The organism is Micromonospora sp. BRA006-A (assembly GCF_033433935.1).
GTDB classification, from domain to species: domain Bacteria; phylum Actinomycetota; class Actinomycetes; order Mycobacteriales; family Micromonosporaceae; genus Micromonospora; species Micromonospora aurantiaca.
The window spans coordinates 1,971,410-1,988,528 of record NZ_JANCLW010000001.1 but is presented as its reverse complement, the minus strand read 5'-3'; the positions used below and the strand labels follow the sequence as shown (position 1 = coordinate 1,988,528).

Genomic DNA, 17,119 nt, shown 5'->3' with positions numbered 1-17,119 from the left:
GCTGGTCCCCCGCGGGGTGGCCCGATGGGCCGGGGTCGATGCGGTGCGGCCGAGCCGGTGTGGCCGCCGTCAGCAGAGCCGGAACCGGTCGCAGGCGGTCTTGATCGGCACCGCCAGCCCGATGCCCTCGGCGTTGCGGGCCTTGGCCGTGGCGATGCCGACGACCTCCTTCGAGCCGTTGATCACCGGACCGCCGGAGTTGCCCGGGTTGATCGGCGCGTCGAACTGGATCACCGGGCCGCCGCCGCGCTCGTCCTCGCGGAACGCGCTGACCACGCCCGTGGTGACGCTGTCCTGCAACCCGAGCGGTGCGCCGACCACGATGATCTGCTGGCCGGACCGCACCGGGGCGCGGGCCGCGACCAGTCCGGTGAACTTGGCGCTGGTCTGCAACTGCGCCAGGTCCTTGTCCTTGTCGGTGGCGATGATCGTCGCCTCGAACCGCTGGTCCTTGCGCTCCAGGAACACCTTGCGCTCACCGGCGGTGAAGACCGACTCGACCACGTGGAAGTTCGTCAGCAGCGTGGTGCCGCCGCCGGACGGGGCCTTTCCGACGGCGAACGCGGTACCGGTGAACTGCCCGGCCCGCACCCGGAACACGCTCGGCAGGACCGCGCTGGCCACCGCCTCCGGGTTGAAGGCCGCGTCGGCCTGCTTCTCCAGGCTGCCGGCGCGCTGCTCCAGGCCGTCCAGCCGGTCGGCGTCCGCGCCCTGCCCCTCGGCCATCCGCTTGTCGGCGGCGGCGAGCCGGTCGTCGAGCCGGTAGATCTGGTACGCCTGCACGCCGGTGACCACCGCCAGCACCGCGGCCAGGGCCAGCGCCACCACCGCCATCCGGCTGCGCCGCGCCGGCTGAGCGCCGAAGCCGGCCGGGCCGCCGGCGGGGGCCGCCTGACCGGGGTACGCGGAACCGGGCTGGGACGGCGCCGACACCGGCTGACCCGGGTAGGCGGGCGCGGACACGGGCTGGCCGGGGTACGACGGGCCGCTGCCGGACGGGCCCGGGTAGGCCGGTGCGGTGGGTGCCCGGTCCGGGTACGACGACGAGCCCGGCCCGCCCGGATAGGACGGTGACGCGGAGACCGGCTGGCCCGGGTACGACGGCGAGGCGGCCGGCTGGCCCGGGTACGCCGGGGCGGCCGACCGGGAGGTCTGCGCCGGCACGGTGCCGAAGGACGACGGCTGGCCCGGCGCGGAGCCGTAGGACGGCTGGCCAGGTGTGGTGCCGTAGGACGACCGGCCCGGCTCGGCCGGCGCGGAGCCGTAGGACGGCTGGCCCGGCGGGGTCGTGGCGGGCGGGGTCGCGACGCCGGACGAGGCCGCGTAGGGCGTCGTCTGCGGCGTCCCGGCCTGGTCCGGGCGGCCCGGGTAGCCGGCGGACGGCTGGACGGCGGCCCGCGCCGGGTAGCCGGGGGTGCCGGCCCACTCGGATCCACCGGGGAACGATCCCGGCACCGCTGCCGAACCGGCGGGCGGGGCGAAACGCGGCGGCAGCGGTCCCGGCCGATCGGCTGCCGGTTCGCCGCCCTGCCCCGGCACGTCGTCGCCGGTTCCGTACCCGCCTGTCATGCTCGCCCGTCCTCCCCGTCGGCCTCGCCGACGCCCCCCGACCCGCTGCGGCACCCGTACGCCGTTCGCGGCTCGATGGACCGTACCGGCGGGAACGGGCTTTGTCTTCCCCCTTGTCCGACCCTCTCACGGCCCCGCAACCCGCACCTTTCCGGTCACCTGACGGCCATCGCGCCGACACGCGCCGGACCGGCTGCGCACACCGGATCGTCCGGCCTACTAGGGTTGTCAGGTGACCGACGAACCACCCCTGCGCCGTCGGGCCGCCGAAAGCCGTACCGGAGAGGCGTCCGCTTCTCCGACGTCGGCCCTGCCGGAGCCGGCGGACGCGGGGACCGAGACCGACACGGGCGCGGCCGTCCCCCTCACCGCGCCGCGCGACGGCACGCCCGCCCCGGTGGCCACACCCGCCGAGTTGGACGAGGTGGTGGCCCGCTTCGCGTCCGGCACCGGCCCGGTGGCCCTCGATGCCGAACGTGCCTCCGGCTACCGCTACAGCCAGCGCGCCTACCTGGTGCAGCTGCGCCGCGGCGGCGCCGGCACCGCGCTCATCGACCCGCTGCCGCTGCCCGACCTGTCCGCCCTGGACGCGGCGATCGCCGAGACCGAGTGGGTGCTGCACGCGGCCAGCCAGGATCTCGCCTGCCTGGCCGAGGTGGGTCTGCGCCCGCGCCGGTTGTTCGACACCGAACTGGCCGCCCGGCTGGCCGGGTTCGAGCGGGTCGGCCTGGCCGCGCTGACCGAACAGCTGCTCGGGTTCAGCCTGGAGAAGCACCACTCGGCCGCCGACTGGTCGAGCCGGCCGCTGCCGGAGTCCTGGCTGACGTACGCGGCGCTGGACGTGGAACTGCTGGTGGACCTGCGCGACGCGCTGGACGAGGAGTTGCAGCGGCAGGGCAAGTCCGGCTGGGCGGCGGAGGAGTTCGACGCGCTGGTGCGCAACGGTGCCCGCCCGCCGCGCGTGCGCGCCGAGCCGTGGCGGCGCACGTCCGGCATCCACCGGGTGCGCGGCGCGCGCGCCCAGGCCCGGGTGCGTTCCCTCTGGTACGCGCGGGACCAGATCGCCTCCCGCCGGGACGCCGCGCCGGGCCGGGTGCTGCCCGACTCGGCCATCGTGGCCGCCGCCGAGCTGGACCCGAAGGACGAGAAGACGCTTCTCACGCTCCCCGGGTTCGGTGGGCGGTCGGTGCGCCGGCTGGCGCGTACCTGGCTGGCGGCGCTCGACGACGCGCGCCAGTTGCCGGACGACGCGCTGCCGGTGAGCCCGGCCGTGGAGGGGCCGCCTCCGCCGCACCGGTGGGCCGAGCGCGACCCGGTGGCGGCCGGGCGGCTGGCCCGGGCCCGGGAGGTCGTGGTCGGCACGGCCGGGGCGCACCGGCTGCCGGCGGAGAACCTGATCGCGCCGGACTCGATCCGCCGGCTGGCGTGGCAGCCACCCGCGGAGATCACCGACGAGACGGTGGCGGAGACGCTGCGCGGGTTCGGGGCGCGCGAGTGGCAGATCGGGCTGCTCCTGCCCGCGCTCACGGAGGCGTTGCGCACCCCGCAGTCGTGACGGCGGCGGGCGGGGTGTGAGGTGGGCCACGCGGGGGGTGGTGCCACGTCTGGTTACTGGCGAGTAGCATCCGGGGAAATGCCCGTGCCGAGGGAGGCTCCAAGTGCCCCGTGAAGTTCGGGATGTCGTCTTCGTCGACGGCGTCCGTACCCCGTTCGGCAAGGCGGGTGGGATGTACGCCAACACCCGCGCCGACGATCTGGTGATCCGCTGCATCCGCGAGCTGATGCGCCGCAACCCGCAACTGCCGCCGGAGAAGGTGGAGGAGGTGGCCATCGCCGCCACCACCCAGATCGGTGACCAGGGCCTGACCATCGGCCGCACCGCCGCCCTGCTGGCCGGCCTGCCCAAGACCGTGCCCGGCTTCGCCATCGACCGGATGTGCGCCGGCGCGATGACCGCCGTCACCACCGTGGCCAGCGGCATCGCCATGGGCGCCTACGACGTCGCGATCGCCGGCGGCGTCGAGCACATGGGCCGCCACCCGATGGGCGAGGGCGTCGACCCCAACCCGCGCATCGTCGCGGAGAAGCTCGTCGACCCGTCCGCCCTGGTGATGGGCTCCACCGCGGAGAACCTGCACGACCGGGTCCCGCACATCACCAAGGAGCGCACCGACGCGTTCGCGCTGGCGTCGCAGCAGAAGACCGCGAAGGCGTACGCCAACGGCAAGCTCCAGGGCGACCTGGTGCCGGTGGCGGTCCGCGACCCGGAGGCGGGCTGGGGCCTGGCCACCGTGGACGAGGCGCCCCGCGACACCTCGATGGAGAAGCTGGCCGGCCTGAAGACCCCGTTCCGGCCGCACGGCAAGGTCACCGCCGGTAACGCGGCCGGCCTGAACGACGGCGCCACCGCCGCGCTGCTGGTCGCCGAGGACACCGCCCGTGAGCTGGGCCTGCCGGTCGGCATGCGCCTGGTGTCGTTCGGCTTCGTCGGCGTCGAGCCCGAGGTGATGGGCATCGGCCCGATCCCCTCGACCGAGAAGGCGCTGCGCATCGCCGGCCTGAGCATCGACGACATCGGCCTGTTCGAGCTGAACGAGGCGTTCGCGGTGCAGGTGCTCGCCTTCCTCGACCACTTCGGCATCGCCGACGACGACCCGCGGGTCAACCCGTGGGGCGGCGCGATCGCCATCGGTCACCCGCTCGCGTCCTCCGGTGTCCGGCTGATGACCCAGCTCGCCCGCCACTTCGCCGAGCACCCCGAGGTCCGCTACGGCCTCACCGCCATGTGCATCGGCATCGGCATGGGCGGCACCGTGATCTGGGAGAACCCGCACTGGGAGGGCAACAAGTGAGCGCGCTCGCCGCACCGAACGAGGTCGTCACCAAGGCGCTGCTGCGCCAGGTGGCCGTACCCGGGCTGGACCGGCCCGCCGCCCTCATCACCCTGGACAACGGCTTCGACCACACCAAGCCGAACACCTTCGGCCCGGCCGGTCTGACCAGCCTGGACGAGGCGATCACCGCCGCGCTGGCCGCGGAGCCGGCGTTCATCGCGGTCACCGGCAAGCCGTACATCTTCTGCGTGGGCGCGGACATCACCAGCCTGCCCGCGCTGGAGAACCGCGACCAGGCGCTGGAGATCGGCCGGCTGGGCCACCGGGTCTTCGCCCGGCTCAAGGACAGCGCCGTCCCCACCTTCGCGTTCGTCAACGGCGCGGCGATGGGCGGCGGCCTGGAGCTGGCGCTGCACTGCCACTACCGGACCCTGTCGGCGGGCGCGGCGGCCCTGGCGCTGCCCGAGGTCTCGCTCGGCCTGATCCCGGGCTGGGGCGGTACGCAGCTGCTGCCGAACCTGATCGGCATCCCGGCGGCGACGCAGGTCATCATCCAGAACCCGCTGATGCAGAACAAGATGCTCAAGCCGAAGCAGGCGGCCGAGATGGGCATCGCGGACGTGCTGCTGGAGCCGGCCGACTTCCTGGAGCGGTCGCTGGAGTGGGCCGCCGGCGTCGTCCGGGGCGAGGTCACCGTGACCCGTCCCGAGGTCGACAAGGACATGTGGGCGGGCGTGCTCTACTTCGCCCGGCAGACCCTCGACCAGCGGTTGCACGGCGCGGTACCGTCCGCGTACAAGGCGCTGGATCTGCTGGAGACGGCGAAGGACGCCGACTTCGCCACCGGCACCGCGGCGGAGGACGAGGCCCTCGCGGACCTGGTCTTCTCCGAGGAGCTGCGCAGCGGCCTGTACGCCTTCGACCTGGTGCAGCGGCGGGCCAAGCGCCCGGCCGGCGCGCCGGACAAGGGCCTGGCCCGTCCGGTCACCAAGGTGGGCATCGTCGGCGCCGGCCTGATGGCCAGCCAGCTCGCGCTGCTGTTCGCCCGGCGTCTTCAGGTGCCGGTCGTGATGACCGACCTGGATCAGTCCCGGGTGGACTCCGGCGTCGGCTACGTGCACACCCAGATCGAGAAGGCCGTGAGCAAGGGCCGGATGGACAAGGGCACCGCGGCCAAGCTGTACGGCCTGGTGTCCGGCTCGGTCGACAAGTCCGTGTTCGCCGACGCCGACTTCGTCATCGAGGCCGTGTTCGAGGACCTGGGTGTCAAGAAGCAGGTCTGGGCCGAGCTGGAGAAGATCGTCAAGCCGGAGGCGGTGCTCGCCACCAACACCAGCTCGCTGTCCATCACCGAGATGGCCGCCGAGCTGGAGCACCCGGAGCGGGTCGTCGGCTTCCACTTCTTCAACCCGGTCGCGGTGCTGCCGCTGCTGGAGATCGTCCGCGGCGAGCGGACCGACGACGCCACGCTGGCCACCGCGTTCGCTGTCGGCAAGCAGCTCAAGAAGTCGTCGGTGCTGGTCAAGGACGCCCCGGCGTTCGTGGTGAACCGGCTGCTGACCCGCTTCCTCGGCACCGTCTTCGCCGCCGTCGACCAGGGCACCCCGCTGGACGTGGCGAACAGCGCGCTGGACCCGCTGGGCCTGCCGATGCGTCCGCTGGCGCTGCTGCAGCTCGTCGGGCCGGCCGTGGCGTACCACGTCGGCGGCACCCTGCACGAGGCGTTCCCGGACCGGTTCGGCGTCAGCGAGAACCTCAAGCGGATCGCCGACTCGGGCCAGCCGATCGTGGTCGACGACCAGATCAACGACGAGGTGGCGAAGCTGCTGGTGGTCGGCGACGAGCCGCTCACCGCCGAGCAGGTCCGGCAGAACGCGCTGGACGCGCTGGCGCAGGAGATCCGGCTCATGCTCGACGAGGGCGTCGTCGCCGAGGCGCAGGACATCGACCTGTGCATGATCCTCGGCGCCGGCTGGCCGTTCCACCTGGGCGGCGTCACGCCGTACCTGGACCGGACCGGCACCTCCGAGCGGGTGACCGGCAAGCGGTTCCTGCCGCGCGGCGTGGCAAGCCTGCGCTGAGGCGACCGCAACGCATCGATCGCGGTGGCCGGGCTGTCCGTTCCGGACGGTCCGGCCACCGCGATCGGCGTCTACGGCCCAGGTCACGGGTAGGTCGCGGTTTGGTGTCCCCGCCCTTGGGCGGACAGCGGGTTGTCGGTGGTGCTGGCTACGATCACGCGTCCAGTTTTCTCACAGGAGCTGCCTACATGTCCCAGCCGCCGTCCAGTCCCTACTCCGGCAACTACCCCTCCCCCCAGCAACAGCCCGGTGGCTTCCAGCCGCCGCAGCAGCCGCAGTACGGCGGTGACTACCCGCAGACTCCGCAGCAGCCGCAGTACGGCAGCCAGCTCGGTGCGCCGGTCCCGCCGAAGAAGAAGTCCGGCGTCGGCAAGATCCTGCTGATCGTCCTCGCGGTGGTCCTGGTGCTCTGCGTCGGCGGCGGTGTCGCCGCCTACTTCGCCACGAAGGACACGGTCGACGAGGTGGTCACCGCCACCAAGACCCGGGTGGTCGAGCCGCAGACGCTCGGCGGCCGGGCGAAGGTCACCGACCCGCAGCTGCAGTCCGCCGCGGCGCAGATGAAGTCCGAGCTCAGCAAGGACGTGCCGGACGCGACCAGCACCGTCGGTGCGTTCTACGGCGACCCGGCCAAGAAGGACCTGGTCATGATCGTGGCCGTGTCCGGCGTCATGGCGGACCCGAAGAAGGAGCTGGCCGACGCCACCGCGGCGGTCACCCCGGACCTGGCCACCAAGGACTTCAAGACTGTCGACGCGGGCCCGCTGGGCGGCGACGCCAAGTGCTCCGACGGCAAGGCGTCGGACGTACCGGTGGCCGTCTGCATCTGGGCCGACCGGGGCAGCCTCGGCATGGTGGTGGTCTACTTCAAGTCCGCGGCCGAGCTCCAGTCGGAGTTCGTGGCGATGCGCGGCGAGATCGAGAAGCAGGACTGACACCGGTTCACGCACCCGGGCCCCCGCCGTCACGGCGGGGGCCCGGTGTCGTTTCCGGATCAGGCGGACGCGGCCCGTTCCGCAGCGCTACGGCACACGCAGAACTCGTTGCCCTCCGGGTCGGCCAGCACCACCCAGCCGGTGCCGTCCGGCCGGCGCCGGTCGGCCACCAGCGTGGCGCCGAGGTCGCGCAGCCGCGCCACCTCCTCGTCCCGGGTGCCCTCGGCCGGGTGCAGGTCGAGGTGGAACGCGCCCTTGCCGTGCCGCTCGCCCACCTGGACGAACAGCAGGTCGGGGCCGTGCCCGCCGGGTGCGGCGAGGACCGCCTCCGGGTCGCCCGGGTGGTCGTCGTCGGCGAGCCGGCGGTCCAGCACGCGGGCCCACCAGCCGGCCAGGGCGTACGGGTCGTCGGTCTCGACTGTCACGCAGTGGATCTGTGCACTCACGGTGTTTCCTCCTGTGGGGAGCGCGCCCCGGCGGAGTGGGAAGGTCAGCGGGGAACGCGGGGCGCGGGACGGTTCACGACGGACATCGACCACACCCCCTTCCACCTCTCGGGCTGACCGGTTGATCATTCCATCGCCCGCGCCGCGCACACAACCCCGCTCGGGGGTAAGGAAGGGCCCCTTGTTAACAGCGAGGCGTTAACAAGGGGCCCTTCCTCTACCGCAGGCGTTAAGAAGGGGCCCTTCCTTACGGGCCGACGAACACCGCCTTCGCGCGCCAGTCGACGCCGTCGACCGCCGGGCCGCTGCGCACCGTGAACGTCGTCGACGGAGCGGCGCCCGTCCAGTCGGCGGCGGACAGGTCACCGGTGCTCCGGTTCACCTTGTAGAGCGTGGTGCCGGCCGCGAACAGCGCGCCCGCGTCGGCGAACCCGCTCGCCCCGGCCACCGTGAACCGGTCGGCACCGACCACACCGCTGTCCGGCGTGAACCAGCGCCAGAACAGGCCGTTCTGCCCGCTCAGCGAGTAGTAGAGCCGCCCGTCCCGGTAGAACATGCCGGTCACGTTGGGGATCTCGGCGTAGAAGCCGGTGGTCGCGCCGACGTACGTCTGCCCGGCCGGGCCGGAGTTGGTCACCACGGTGTCCCAGTACGGGTCGTGATACGGGTCCACCAGCTCGGGCGTGCCGAACGTGGTGCCGTCGAACGTACGCCGCCACAGCGCGCCCTCGGCACCGTAGAACAGCGTCCCGCCGACCCAGAACGCGTTACGCGTGGCGGACCACACGGTCTCGTCCGGGTTCGCCACCGGGCTGGGCGCGCCGACGCCGGTCAGGCCGTCGTACGAGCGGACCTGCACCTCCTCGCCGGTACCGGCCGGCGGAGGCCCGGTCTTGACGATCTCGACGGCGTCGACGAGCGGGTTCTCCTTGACGTGGCGGAACTCGATGTCGACGGTGCCGTCGCTGGTCACCGTGAACTCCCGCATGGTGCCCACGTTGTGCCCGACGCTGGCGGACAGGTCCAGGTCGTCGAGGACGACGGTGCCGTCCAGCGCCACGTCGAAGACGCGGGTGTTCGGGGCGGAGGTGCCGTCGTACCGGTTGGCCAGGTAGAGCCGCACGTGCACCTCGGTGCCGGTGGGTACGGGGAACTGCCAGAGCATCTCCGCGCCGCCGGCCGGGTCGTACCGTTCGTCGCTGTAGAGCGCGGCCGGGGTGCCGGCCGGCACCGTCGCGTCCAGGCTGCCGACCGTGTTGAAGCTGGAGGCCGAGCTGCCGGTGTTGTGGTACGGGCTGGGGCTGGAGCTGGTGTCGGCCGCCCAGTCCGGTCCGCCGTCGGTGGCGGCGACCAGCGGGCCGCCGGCGTTCACCCGGTACAGCACGTTCGTCGGCTTCGGCAGGCCGGCCTGGTAGACGTTGCCGGGCAGCGTGGCGGTACTGGTCGGGTGCGGGGCCTTGCCGCCGGCGAGCGGGAAGAACGCGATCCGCTCCCGGCGGTACTGGAAGTTGCCGATCCAGAGCGTGTCGCCGCCGACCCAGAGACCGGACTCGGTGACGAGCATCTCCGAGGCGCCGATGCCGCGCGGGTGCCGGCCCGGGTTCCAGGACAGCGGCAGGCCGTTGACCGGGTCGAGCGCGGCGATGCTGGCCCGGCCGACCGCGCCGGCCCGGGCGTTGTCGGCGCCGGCGGTGTTGTTGAGCCAGCGGAGGTGACCGCCGACGTAGACCGCCTGCTCGCTGATGCCGACGGACAGGAAGGTGTCGCCGCCGCTGTAGTCGACCCAGGTCGGCTGGAGGTTGTCGCCGGTCGCGCCGGCCTCCCAGCGGGCCGCGGTGTCGCAGAGCGTCCCGCCGTACGGTGCGCCGGTGGTGACCACCACGAAGTAGCTGTTGTCCGGGGAGAACGCGACGTCGCGGACGTACGAGTCGAACGACTGCCACTTGCAGCGCGGCGTGTAGCGGGCCGTGTTCCAGTCCGCGACGGTGGCGGCGGTGGCACCCAGGTCGATCTTGACGATCTGGTCGTGCAGGACCCCGTCGGCCTTCTTGAAGTTGCCGATGACGACGAGCTGCGTGCCGTCCGGGGAGACGGCGAGCTTCTCCGCGCCCACGCCGGCCTTGGCGCCGCTGACGCCGTCCCAGTTGTGGTTCTCGGTCAGCGTGGTGGTGAGGTAGCTGTCGACCGCGCCGGTGGTGGCATCGAGCGAGGCGAGCCCGCCGCGCGGGTTGGGGTTGCCGGCCGTGGTGAAGATGCCGCCGACCAGCAGCCGGTCACCGACCAGCGCGATGTCCTTGATCAGCCCGTTGAACGCCGGCGGCGCGAAGCTGGTGACGACCGCCCCGGTGGCGACGTCGAGCAGGGCCACCTTGCGCCGGGTCACGCCGTTGACGGTGTTGAACTTGCCGGCCACGAAGACCGTGCCCGCCGTGGGACCGGCGACGACCGCCGTCACCTCGTTGTCGAGCGTCGGCGCGAACGCGGTGTCCACCTGCCCGGTGGCCTTGTCGAAGGCGAGCAGGTAGTCCCGGGGGATGTCGACGTCGGAGTTGCGGTTCTGCACCCGGGTGAAGGAGCCGCCCGCGATGATCTTCGTACCGGCGTCGTGGATCGCGTCGACCGAGCCGTCCTGGACGTCGGGCGAGGCGGCGGCGGGGACGGTGTGGACCACTTTGTCGTGGCCGGGCGCGGCGGCGGCCGCGGGCGTGGCCGGGGAGAGGCCGGCGACGGTGAGGGCGCCGGCGGTGAGGACCGCGAGGATGCGGCGGCGGCGCGGGGCCGAGTGGTGGGTCACGGGCAGCTCCGGTGGGTGAGCAGGGTGAGGCGTCGCTGCGCTTACTCTCCGTTGATCCCCGGCTCCGCGTCCAGCGCGGGCGGCGCATTCTGCCCGACCACCGTGCGCCGGGGGCCGACCACCGTCGGGTCCGGCCAGGACAGCCGAGGCCGCCCGCACGAAAAGGTGAGGCCGTCTCACCGGCCGGGCGGGCCGGCTCGGCGGTCAGGTGGCCGCGGCCGGGTCGGCCGACGGAAGCGTGACAGTCACCTCCAGGCCGCCGCCGGGCTGGGCGACCGCCTTCACCGTGCCACCGTGCGCGTCGCTGACGGCCCGCACGATCGACAGGCCGAGACCGGAGCCGCGCGCGCCGGTGCGTTCCTGGCCGCCGCGCCGGAACGGTTCGAACAGCCCGGGTACGTCGGCCGGGGCGACCTCGAAGCCCGTGTTCCCCACCACCAGCCAGGACCGCTCGCCGTCGGTGCCGGTGCGTACCCAGATCCGGCCGTGCAGGTGGTTGTAGCGGACCGCGTTCTCCACCAGGTTCCCCGCGAGCCGGTCGAGCAGGCCGGGGTCGCCGACCACCGGCGCCGGGCGCAGCGACGTGTGCACCTTCAGGCCGATGCGCTCCACCTCCCGGGAGACCGCGGAGAGGGCGTTGGCGGTGCCGATGGCGAGGTCCGACTCGGCGCGCCGGCCCAGCCGCCGGCCGGTCTGCGCCTCGCTGCGCGCCAGCACCAGCAGCGCGTCGACCAGGCCGTTGGCGCGCTCGGAGGCGTCGCGCACCACGCCGGCCATGCGGCGGTACTCGGCGAGGTCGGCGTCGTCGTCGCTGAGCGTCACGTCGATTTCGGTACGCATCACCGCCAGCGGCGTCCGCAGCTCGTGCGAGGCGTTCGCGACGAACCGTTTCTGCGCCTCGAAGGCGCCACTGATCCGGTCGAGCATCGCGTCGAACGTCTCGGCCAGTTCGGCCAGCTCGTCGTCGGCGCCGGACCAGCCGATCCGCTCGTCGAGCGTGGCCTCGCCGAGCCGGCGGGCGGTGGCGGTGACCTGGTGCAGCGGGCGTAACGCCCGCCCGGCCACCAGGTACGCCCCGGCCACCCCGACCACGCTGATCGCCGCCAGCGCCAGCAGTCCCTTGACCAGCAGTTCCTGCGACGCGGCGTCGACGAGCTGCCGCTGCCACTCCCCGGCGTCGAGGGTGCGCCCGTCGCTGAGCACCACAGTGGTGCCGGGCAGCAGCTCGTCGGTGGGGCGCAGCGCGTCGCGGACCAGCAGCCAGGCCAGCAGCACCAGGATCGCCCCGGCGCCGACCAGCAGCACCCCGTTGAGCAGGGTCAGCCGCAGCCGCAGCGTCGGCCGTACCCGGCGCGTGGCCGGCGCACTCACTGGCGTACCCCACCGATGCGGTACCCCGCGCCCACGACCGTGTCGATGAGCGGCGGGTCGCCGAGTTTCTTGCGCAACGTCATCACGGTGACCCGGACGATTGTGGTGAACGGGTCGGTGTTGGCGTCCCAGACCCGTTCCAGCAGTTCCTCGCTGGACACCACAGCGCCGCGCGCCTTGAGCAGTTCGGCGAGCACGCCGAACTCCTTGTTGGTGAGGTCGAGCGGCACGCCGCCCCGGCTCACCACCCGGCGGGCCGGGTCGAGCACCAGATCGGCCACCTCCAGCACGGGCGGCGCGGCCGGGGTGGCGCGCCGGCCGAGCGCCTGCACCCGGGCCACCAGTTCGTCGAACGCGAACGGCTTGGCCAGGTAGTCGTCGGCGCCGAGCTGCAGCCCCTCCACCCGGTCGGCGACGGTGCCGCTGGCGGTCAGCATCAGCACCCGGGTCAGCGCGCCGGAGGCGGCCAGGTCGGCGCAGATCCGGTCGCCGTGCACGCCGGGCAGGTCGCGGTCCAGGATCACCACGTCGTAGCGGGTGACGAACGCCGCCTCGTGCCCGGCGTCGCCGTCGTAGGCGACGTCGACGGCCATGCCGCGCTTGCGCAGCCCACGCGCGATCGCGTCGGCGAGGTTGCGCTCGTCCTCGACCACCAGTACCCGCATCCCGGCCTCCCACCTCGTGACCCCTGACAACCTAGTGCGGCAGGCAAAACCGGCCGCCGGAGGAGCCGATCTCCGAAGCGGCCGCCGCGCGAATCGCGGTTGTCACTTTGCGTAGCCCCGACGTCGCTTCAGGGTCGTGTCACACACAGTGACCGGGCTCGCAGAGTCACCTCGAACGCCCAGCGAGTCAGATCGCCTTGACCAGGGGAAACGGTCGACCGGCACGCGCCGCCGGGGACACCACTCCGCGCCCTTTGCTCTGCAGCCTCGGACGCACCGGTAGCCGTGGGTCACCGCTGCGTCGATGGCTGCAGAGCAAAGGGGCGTGAGGGCAACCCTGCCGGGGCAGGATTGCGACTACGTTCGGTCACGGCACGGCACGCCGGTGGGTTGCGGTCGGCGGCGCGGGCGGCCGTTGCAGAAAACCTTCGGGTACGCGATGCTCGGCGGCGATGATCGACATGCGCACCAGCAACGGGCCGCGTCCACGCGGGGCGGGTCCACGATGAACGGCATGAGGGGCACGAGCCGCCGCGACATCGCGTACCGCCGGTTCCGCTTCCCGGCGGACCGGGACCGAGGTCGTGCGGACGGGCTGCGCGCCGGACCGGACGGCCTGACGCTCGACGGCGACGCCGGCCGGGTCACGTACACCGACCCGCACTCCGGGACCACTGCCGAGTACGCCGCCGGCGCCTGGACCTCCCCCGTGACACCCGTCGGCTTCGCCGTGACCGAGCTGGTGCCCTCCTGGACCGCCGACACCCCACCCGGCTGCTGGCTGCGGGTCGAGCTGCGCGGCTGGGGCGACGGTACGGCCACCACCGGCTGGTACGAGCTGGGCCACTGGGCCGCCGACGACAGCGCGGTGCACCGCGCCTCCGTACCCGGGCAGGAGGACGACCGGGCGCGGGTCGCCGCCGACACACTGCGGGTGACCGGTGCCACGGTGACCGGCTGGCAGGTCCGGGTGACCCTGTTGCGCCGGCTCGACGCGCCCGCCGGTCCGGTGCTGCGCACCGTGGGTGTGGTCGCTTCCACCGACCCGCCTGCCACCGACGCCGGCACCACCGGCGCGCAGCCCGCCGCCACCGGCGCGCAGACCGCCACCACCGGCGCGCAGCCCGCCGCCACCGGCACGGGGGACGACGGCACGCTTCGGCCGGGCGTCGCGTGGGGACGGGTGCTGGACGTGCCGCGCTACGCGCAGCGACTGCACGCCGCCGCCGGGGAGACCCGCTGGGGTGGCGGCGGCGACTCCTGGTGCAGCCCCACCTGCGTGTCGATGGTGCTCGACTTCTGGGGCGCCGGCCCCACCCCGGACCGGTACGCCTGGGTGGCGCCGCCCGGCCCCCGCCCGCAGGTGGTGCACGCCGCCCGGCACTGCTACGACCACGCCTACGGCGGGCCGGGCAACTGGCCGTTCAACACCGCGTACGCGGCCACGCACGGGGTGGACGCCTTCGTCACCCGGCTGCGCTCGCTGGCCGAGGCGGAACGGTTCGTGGCCGCCGGCATCCCGCTGATCGTCTCGGCCGCGTTCACCGCCGGTCAGGTACCCGGGCTGGACTACGACACCCGGGGACACCTCATGGTGCTGGCCGGCTTCACCGCCGACGGCGACCCGGTGCTCAACGACCCGTACGCGCCGGACGACGAGCGGGTCCGCCGCACCGTGCCACGCGCGCCGTTCCAGAGCGCCTGGCAGGTGGGCAGCGGCGGGATCGCGTACGTGCTGCGGCCCGAGTCGACGCCGCTGCCGCCGGCCCCGGCGCAGGCCAACTGGTGATCAGCGGCCGGCCGGCCAGATCGCCATGCCGCCGGTCGGACGCAGGCACACCAGTTGCGTACCCGTGTCCGCGCACTCGGACCAGGGGCCGGGCAGGATCCCCCGGATCCGCACCTGCCCGGCCGCCACGTCCAGCGCGCCGACGAGCGTGCGGTCCTCGGTGAGCGTGCGCAGCCCGAGCAGCGGCCCGGACGGGAGGTCGTTGCCGGAGACGCGCCAGCGGCCCAGCCGGGCCAGCACGCGGCCGGTCGGCGGGTCCAGCGCCGACAGTTCCAGTTCCTCCCCGACGCCGCGTTCGGCGGCGATGAGGCGGTCGCCGACCGGCCCCATCCCCAGCCAGCGCTCGTCCGTCCAGGCCGGACGGCCGGTGGCCGGGTCGAGGGCCTGCGCGCCGCCCACCTGGTCACGCAGGCACACCATCCCGGCGCAGTCGGCGAACCAGAGCCCGGCGCGGGAGCCGACCGGCAGGCTCCACCGCTCGTCGAGCCGGTCCAGGCCGTACCCGGTGACGGTGCCCCGGGCGTCCTCGACAAGCAGGAGGTCGGCCACGACCTGCGCGTACCGGTAGGCGGCGCGATCGGCCGCGGGCGCCACCCGGCCGGTGTGCGCGACCGCGCCGGAGTCCGCGTCGTACACGGTCACCCGGCCCTGCGGGGTGACCAGCACGAGCTGCGTCACCCCGTGGTCGTCGCGGCGATACCCCACCTCCTGGCCGGGTACGGGCAGCGTCCACCGCACCTCGCCGGAGTCCGGGTCCACGGCCCGGACGGTGCCCGCGCCGGGCGGGCGGGGGTTCTCCAGCAGCAGCCCGCCTGATGCCGTCCGGACCGGGTAGCCGGGATGCCGCCAGCGCAGCGTGCCGGTGGCCGGGTCGAGCATGGCCGACACGGAGTCGCCGTCCCCGGCCGGGCTGCTCGTCACCAGCAGTCCCCCGGCCACTGCGGTGAGGCCGAGCACGTGGTCGCCGTCGGTCAGCGCGAACCGCCACGCCGGTTCCCCGCCGGGCAGCCGGTACGCGGCGACCACCCGCCCGCCCCGGCCGATCGCGCCCGGGCCGTCGGCCACCACCACGCGGTCCGGCAGGACCACGAACGCCGCGCCCTGCGGGGCGGGCACCCGGATCGGCTCGGGCCGTCGCAGCGGCCCGGCGGCGGCGGTGACCACGAGCAGCACCAGGCAGCCGAGCAGCGCCACCCGCGCCGTGGGGCCCGGCGGCCGCCGGGGCGGTACGGCGGCAGGCTCGTCGGCGGACTCGCCGTGCCGCATCTCCCCCAGCTCGATCACCGGGCTCACGTCAGCCGCCGCACCATGTAGTCGCCGCCGGGCCGGCGGCAGACCAGAAGCGTCACGCCGGTGGTGCAGTCGGTGCCGGTGAGCGTGCCCCGGATCGAGGGCGGATCGCCGGACAGGCCCACCTCGGCCAGGAGCCGTCTGCCGCCGCCCAGCGGCCGTGTCGCCAGCAGCGGGCCGCCCGCCTCGTGCTGCGGGACCGGTCTCCAGCCGCCCAGGTCGGCGATCAGCCGCCCGTCGTCCTGGTCGAGCACCGCCAGGCCGTCGTCGATGCCGGTGTCGGGGACGCCGACGAGCAGCCGGCCGCCACGCTCCGCCGCCACGCCCGCCCACCGGTCCACGCTCCAGCGCACGGCGCCGGTCGCCGGGTCGAGCGCGGTCATCCCGCCGGCCGGCCCGACGGCGCAGAGCAGGGCGCCGCAACTCTCGACGTGGCCGACGAGCTTCCGCGCGACGGTCCAGCGCGACCGGAGCGTGTCCAGGTCGTACGCCTCGATGGCCCCCTCGCCGTCGCGGACCTCCAGCAGCAGCCCGCGGGCGATCTGCAACCGGCGCGGGCCGGGCCGTCGTACCGGATACAGGTCGCGGGCCACCAGCCGCGCGCCGGTGCGCACGTCAACGACCACGGTCTCGCCTCTCGCCGGGGACAACACCATGCGTGCCGGCCCGGCCGGCTCGGCGTCGAAGCCCAGCGCGCCGGTCATCGGCGCCGTCCACACCGTACGGCCGTCGGCCGGGTCCAGCCCTCCGATCGACGTCGCGGTGTCGGAGCCGGCCGACTGGATCAGCAGCACCCGGCCCACCGCGAACGCGATTCCGGGCCGGCGCCAGACGTCCGCACCGGTGGCCGCGTCGTACGTCACCGTCTGCCAGTCCGTGTCGCCGACGCTCCGGCCGGCCACGATCACCCGGCCGTCCTGCTCCCACACCGACACGGCGGTGCCCACGCCTGGTAGCGGGCTGCGCCACCGCTCCCGGCCGCCCCGGTACGCCAGCAGTTCCCGCCCGCCGCCGGCGCCTGCGCGGTCCGGCCGCACCACGTACACCACGTCGCCGGAGACGAACACGGCCGATCCCAGCCCGCCGGGCAGCGTCCACTCGACCGGGCCTCGCGGCGGCGTCGGGGCGGTGAGCGTGAGCAGTGCCACCAGCAGCACCACGAGAAGGCGGAACGGCCGTCCGACGGCACGCGGGGGGCGGGGCGCCGGGCCGGGCGGCGCGTCGTCGCGCAGCTCCCCCAGATCGATGACGGTCACGACCATCCTCTCCCGCGCGCCGAGCCGCCGCCCGGCCGTGACCGGCCGTGTGACGAACCGCCTGTACGATGGCGCGTCGTGGCCGTGCC

The 17,119-nt window shown here is 74.1% G+C and carries 12 protein-coding genes; 5 read left to right on the top strand and 7 right to left on the bottom strand.

The window, feature by feature from the left end:
- Window positions 1-69: 69 nt before the first annotated feature.
- The gene (locus tag NMK34_RS09540) at window positions 70-1,569 is read right to left on the bottom strand and encodes a S1C family serine protease (RefSeq protein WP_318333069.1); all 1,500 of its coding nucleotides are present in this window, start codon (window positions 1,567-1,569) and stop codon (window positions 70-72) included.
- 232 nt (window positions 1,570-1,801) lie between these two features.
- On the opposite strand from NMK34_RS09540, the gene NMK34_RS09535 reads away from it, so the two are divergent.
- The 4 genes from NMK34_RS09535 to NMK34_RS09520 all read left to right on the top strand — a co-directional run bounded on the left by NMK34_RS09535 (window position 1,802) and on the right by NMK34_RS09520 (window position 7,419).
- Window positions 1,802-3,124: a ribonuclease D gene (locus tag NMK34_RS09535; RefSeq protein WP_318333068.1), complete on the top strand. Its 1,323-nt coding sequence runs from the start codon at window positions 1,802-1,804 to the stop codon at window positions 3,122-3,124.
- A gap of 103 nt (window positions 3,125-3,227) precedes the next feature.
- The gene (locus NMK34_RS09530; protein WP_318333067.1) at window positions 3,228-4,421 is read left to right on the top strand and encodes a thiolase family protein; all 1,194 of its coding nucleotides are present in this window, start codon (window positions 3,228-3,230) and stop codon (window positions 4,419-4,421) included.
- Window positions 4,418-6,484, top strand: a complete 2,067-nt coding sequence (locus tag NMK34_RS09525) for a 3-hydroxyacyl-CoA dehydrogenase NAD-binding domain-containing protein (RefSeq protein WP_318333066.1) — start codon at window positions 4,418-4,420, stop codon at window positions 6,482-6,484. Before NMK34_RS09530 ends, NMK34_RS09525 begins: the two co-directional genes overlap by 4 nt.
- Before the next feature lie 188 nt (window positions 6,485-6,672).
- A complete protein-coding gene (locus NMK34_RS09520) occupies window positions 6,673-7,419 on the top strand; it encodes a hypothetical protein (RefSeq protein ID WP_318333065.1) in 747 nt (248 codons plus the stop codon).
- A gap of 59 nt (window positions 7,420-7,478) precedes the next feature.
- On the opposite strand, the gene NMK34_RS09515 is transcribed toward NMK34_RS09520, so the two are convergent.
- From NMK34_RS09515 to NMK34_RS09500, 4 genes are all read right to left on the bottom strand, one after another.
- Complete coding sequence (locus NMK34_RS09515; RefSeq protein WP_318333064.1) at window positions 7,479-7,865, bottom strand: VOC family protein; 387 nt, start codon at window positions 7,863-7,865, stop codon at window positions 7,479-7,481.
- A 247-nt stretch (window positions 7,866-8,112) separates the two neighbouring features.
- Window positions 8,113-10,659, bottom strand: coding sequence for a malectin domain-containing carbohydrate-binding protein (locus NMK34_RS09510; RefSeq protein ID WP_318333063.1), 2,547 nt, complete (start codon window positions 10,657-10,659; stop codon window positions 8,113-8,115).
- A gap of 204 nt (window positions 10,660-10,863) precedes the next feature.
- On the bottom strand, window positions 10,864-12,030 hold the full coding sequence (locus NMK34_RS09505) for a HAMP domain-containing sensor histidine kinase (protein WP_318333062.1): 1,167 nt from the start codon (window positions 12,028-12,030) through the stop codon (window positions 10,864-10,866).
- Window positions 12,027-12,695, bottom strand: coding sequence for a response regulator transcription factor (locus tag NMK34_RS09500; RefSeq protein ID WP_018788976.1), 669 nt, complete (start codon window positions 12,693-12,695; stop codon window positions 12,027-12,029). Before NMK34_RS09500 ends, NMK34_RS09505 begins: the two co-directional genes overlap by 4 nt.
- Before the next feature lie 514 nt (window positions 12,696-13,209).
- On the opposite strand from NMK34_RS09500, the gene NMK34_RS09495 reads away from it, so the two are divergent.
- Complete coding sequence (locus tag NMK34_RS09495) at window positions 13,210-14,484, top strand: peptidase C39 family protein (protein WP_318333061.1); 1,275 nt, start codon at window positions 13,210-13,212, stop codon at window positions 14,482-14,484.
- Here the strand turns inward: NMK34_RS09495 and NMK34_RS09490 are convergent, their stop codons facing one another.
- Window positions 14,485-15,777 (bottom strand): PQQ-binding-like beta-propeller repeat protein, encoded by a 1,293-nt coding sequence (locus NMK34_RS09490; protein ID WP_318333060.1) that lies wholly within the window; start codon window positions 15,775-15,777, stop codon window positions 14,485-14,487. It abuts the gene before it with no gap.
- The gene (locus tag NMK34_RS09485; RefSeq protein ID WP_318333059.1) at window positions 15,774-17,036 is read right to left on the bottom strand and encodes a PQQ-binding-like beta-propeller repeat protein; all 1,263 of its coding nucleotides are present in this window, start codon (window positions 17,034-17,036) and stop codon (window positions 15,774-15,776) included. The genes NMK34_RS09490 and NMK34_RS09485 overlap by 4 nt, the downstream gene beginning before the upstream one ends.
- Window positions 17,037-17,119 lie beyond the last annotated feature (83 nt).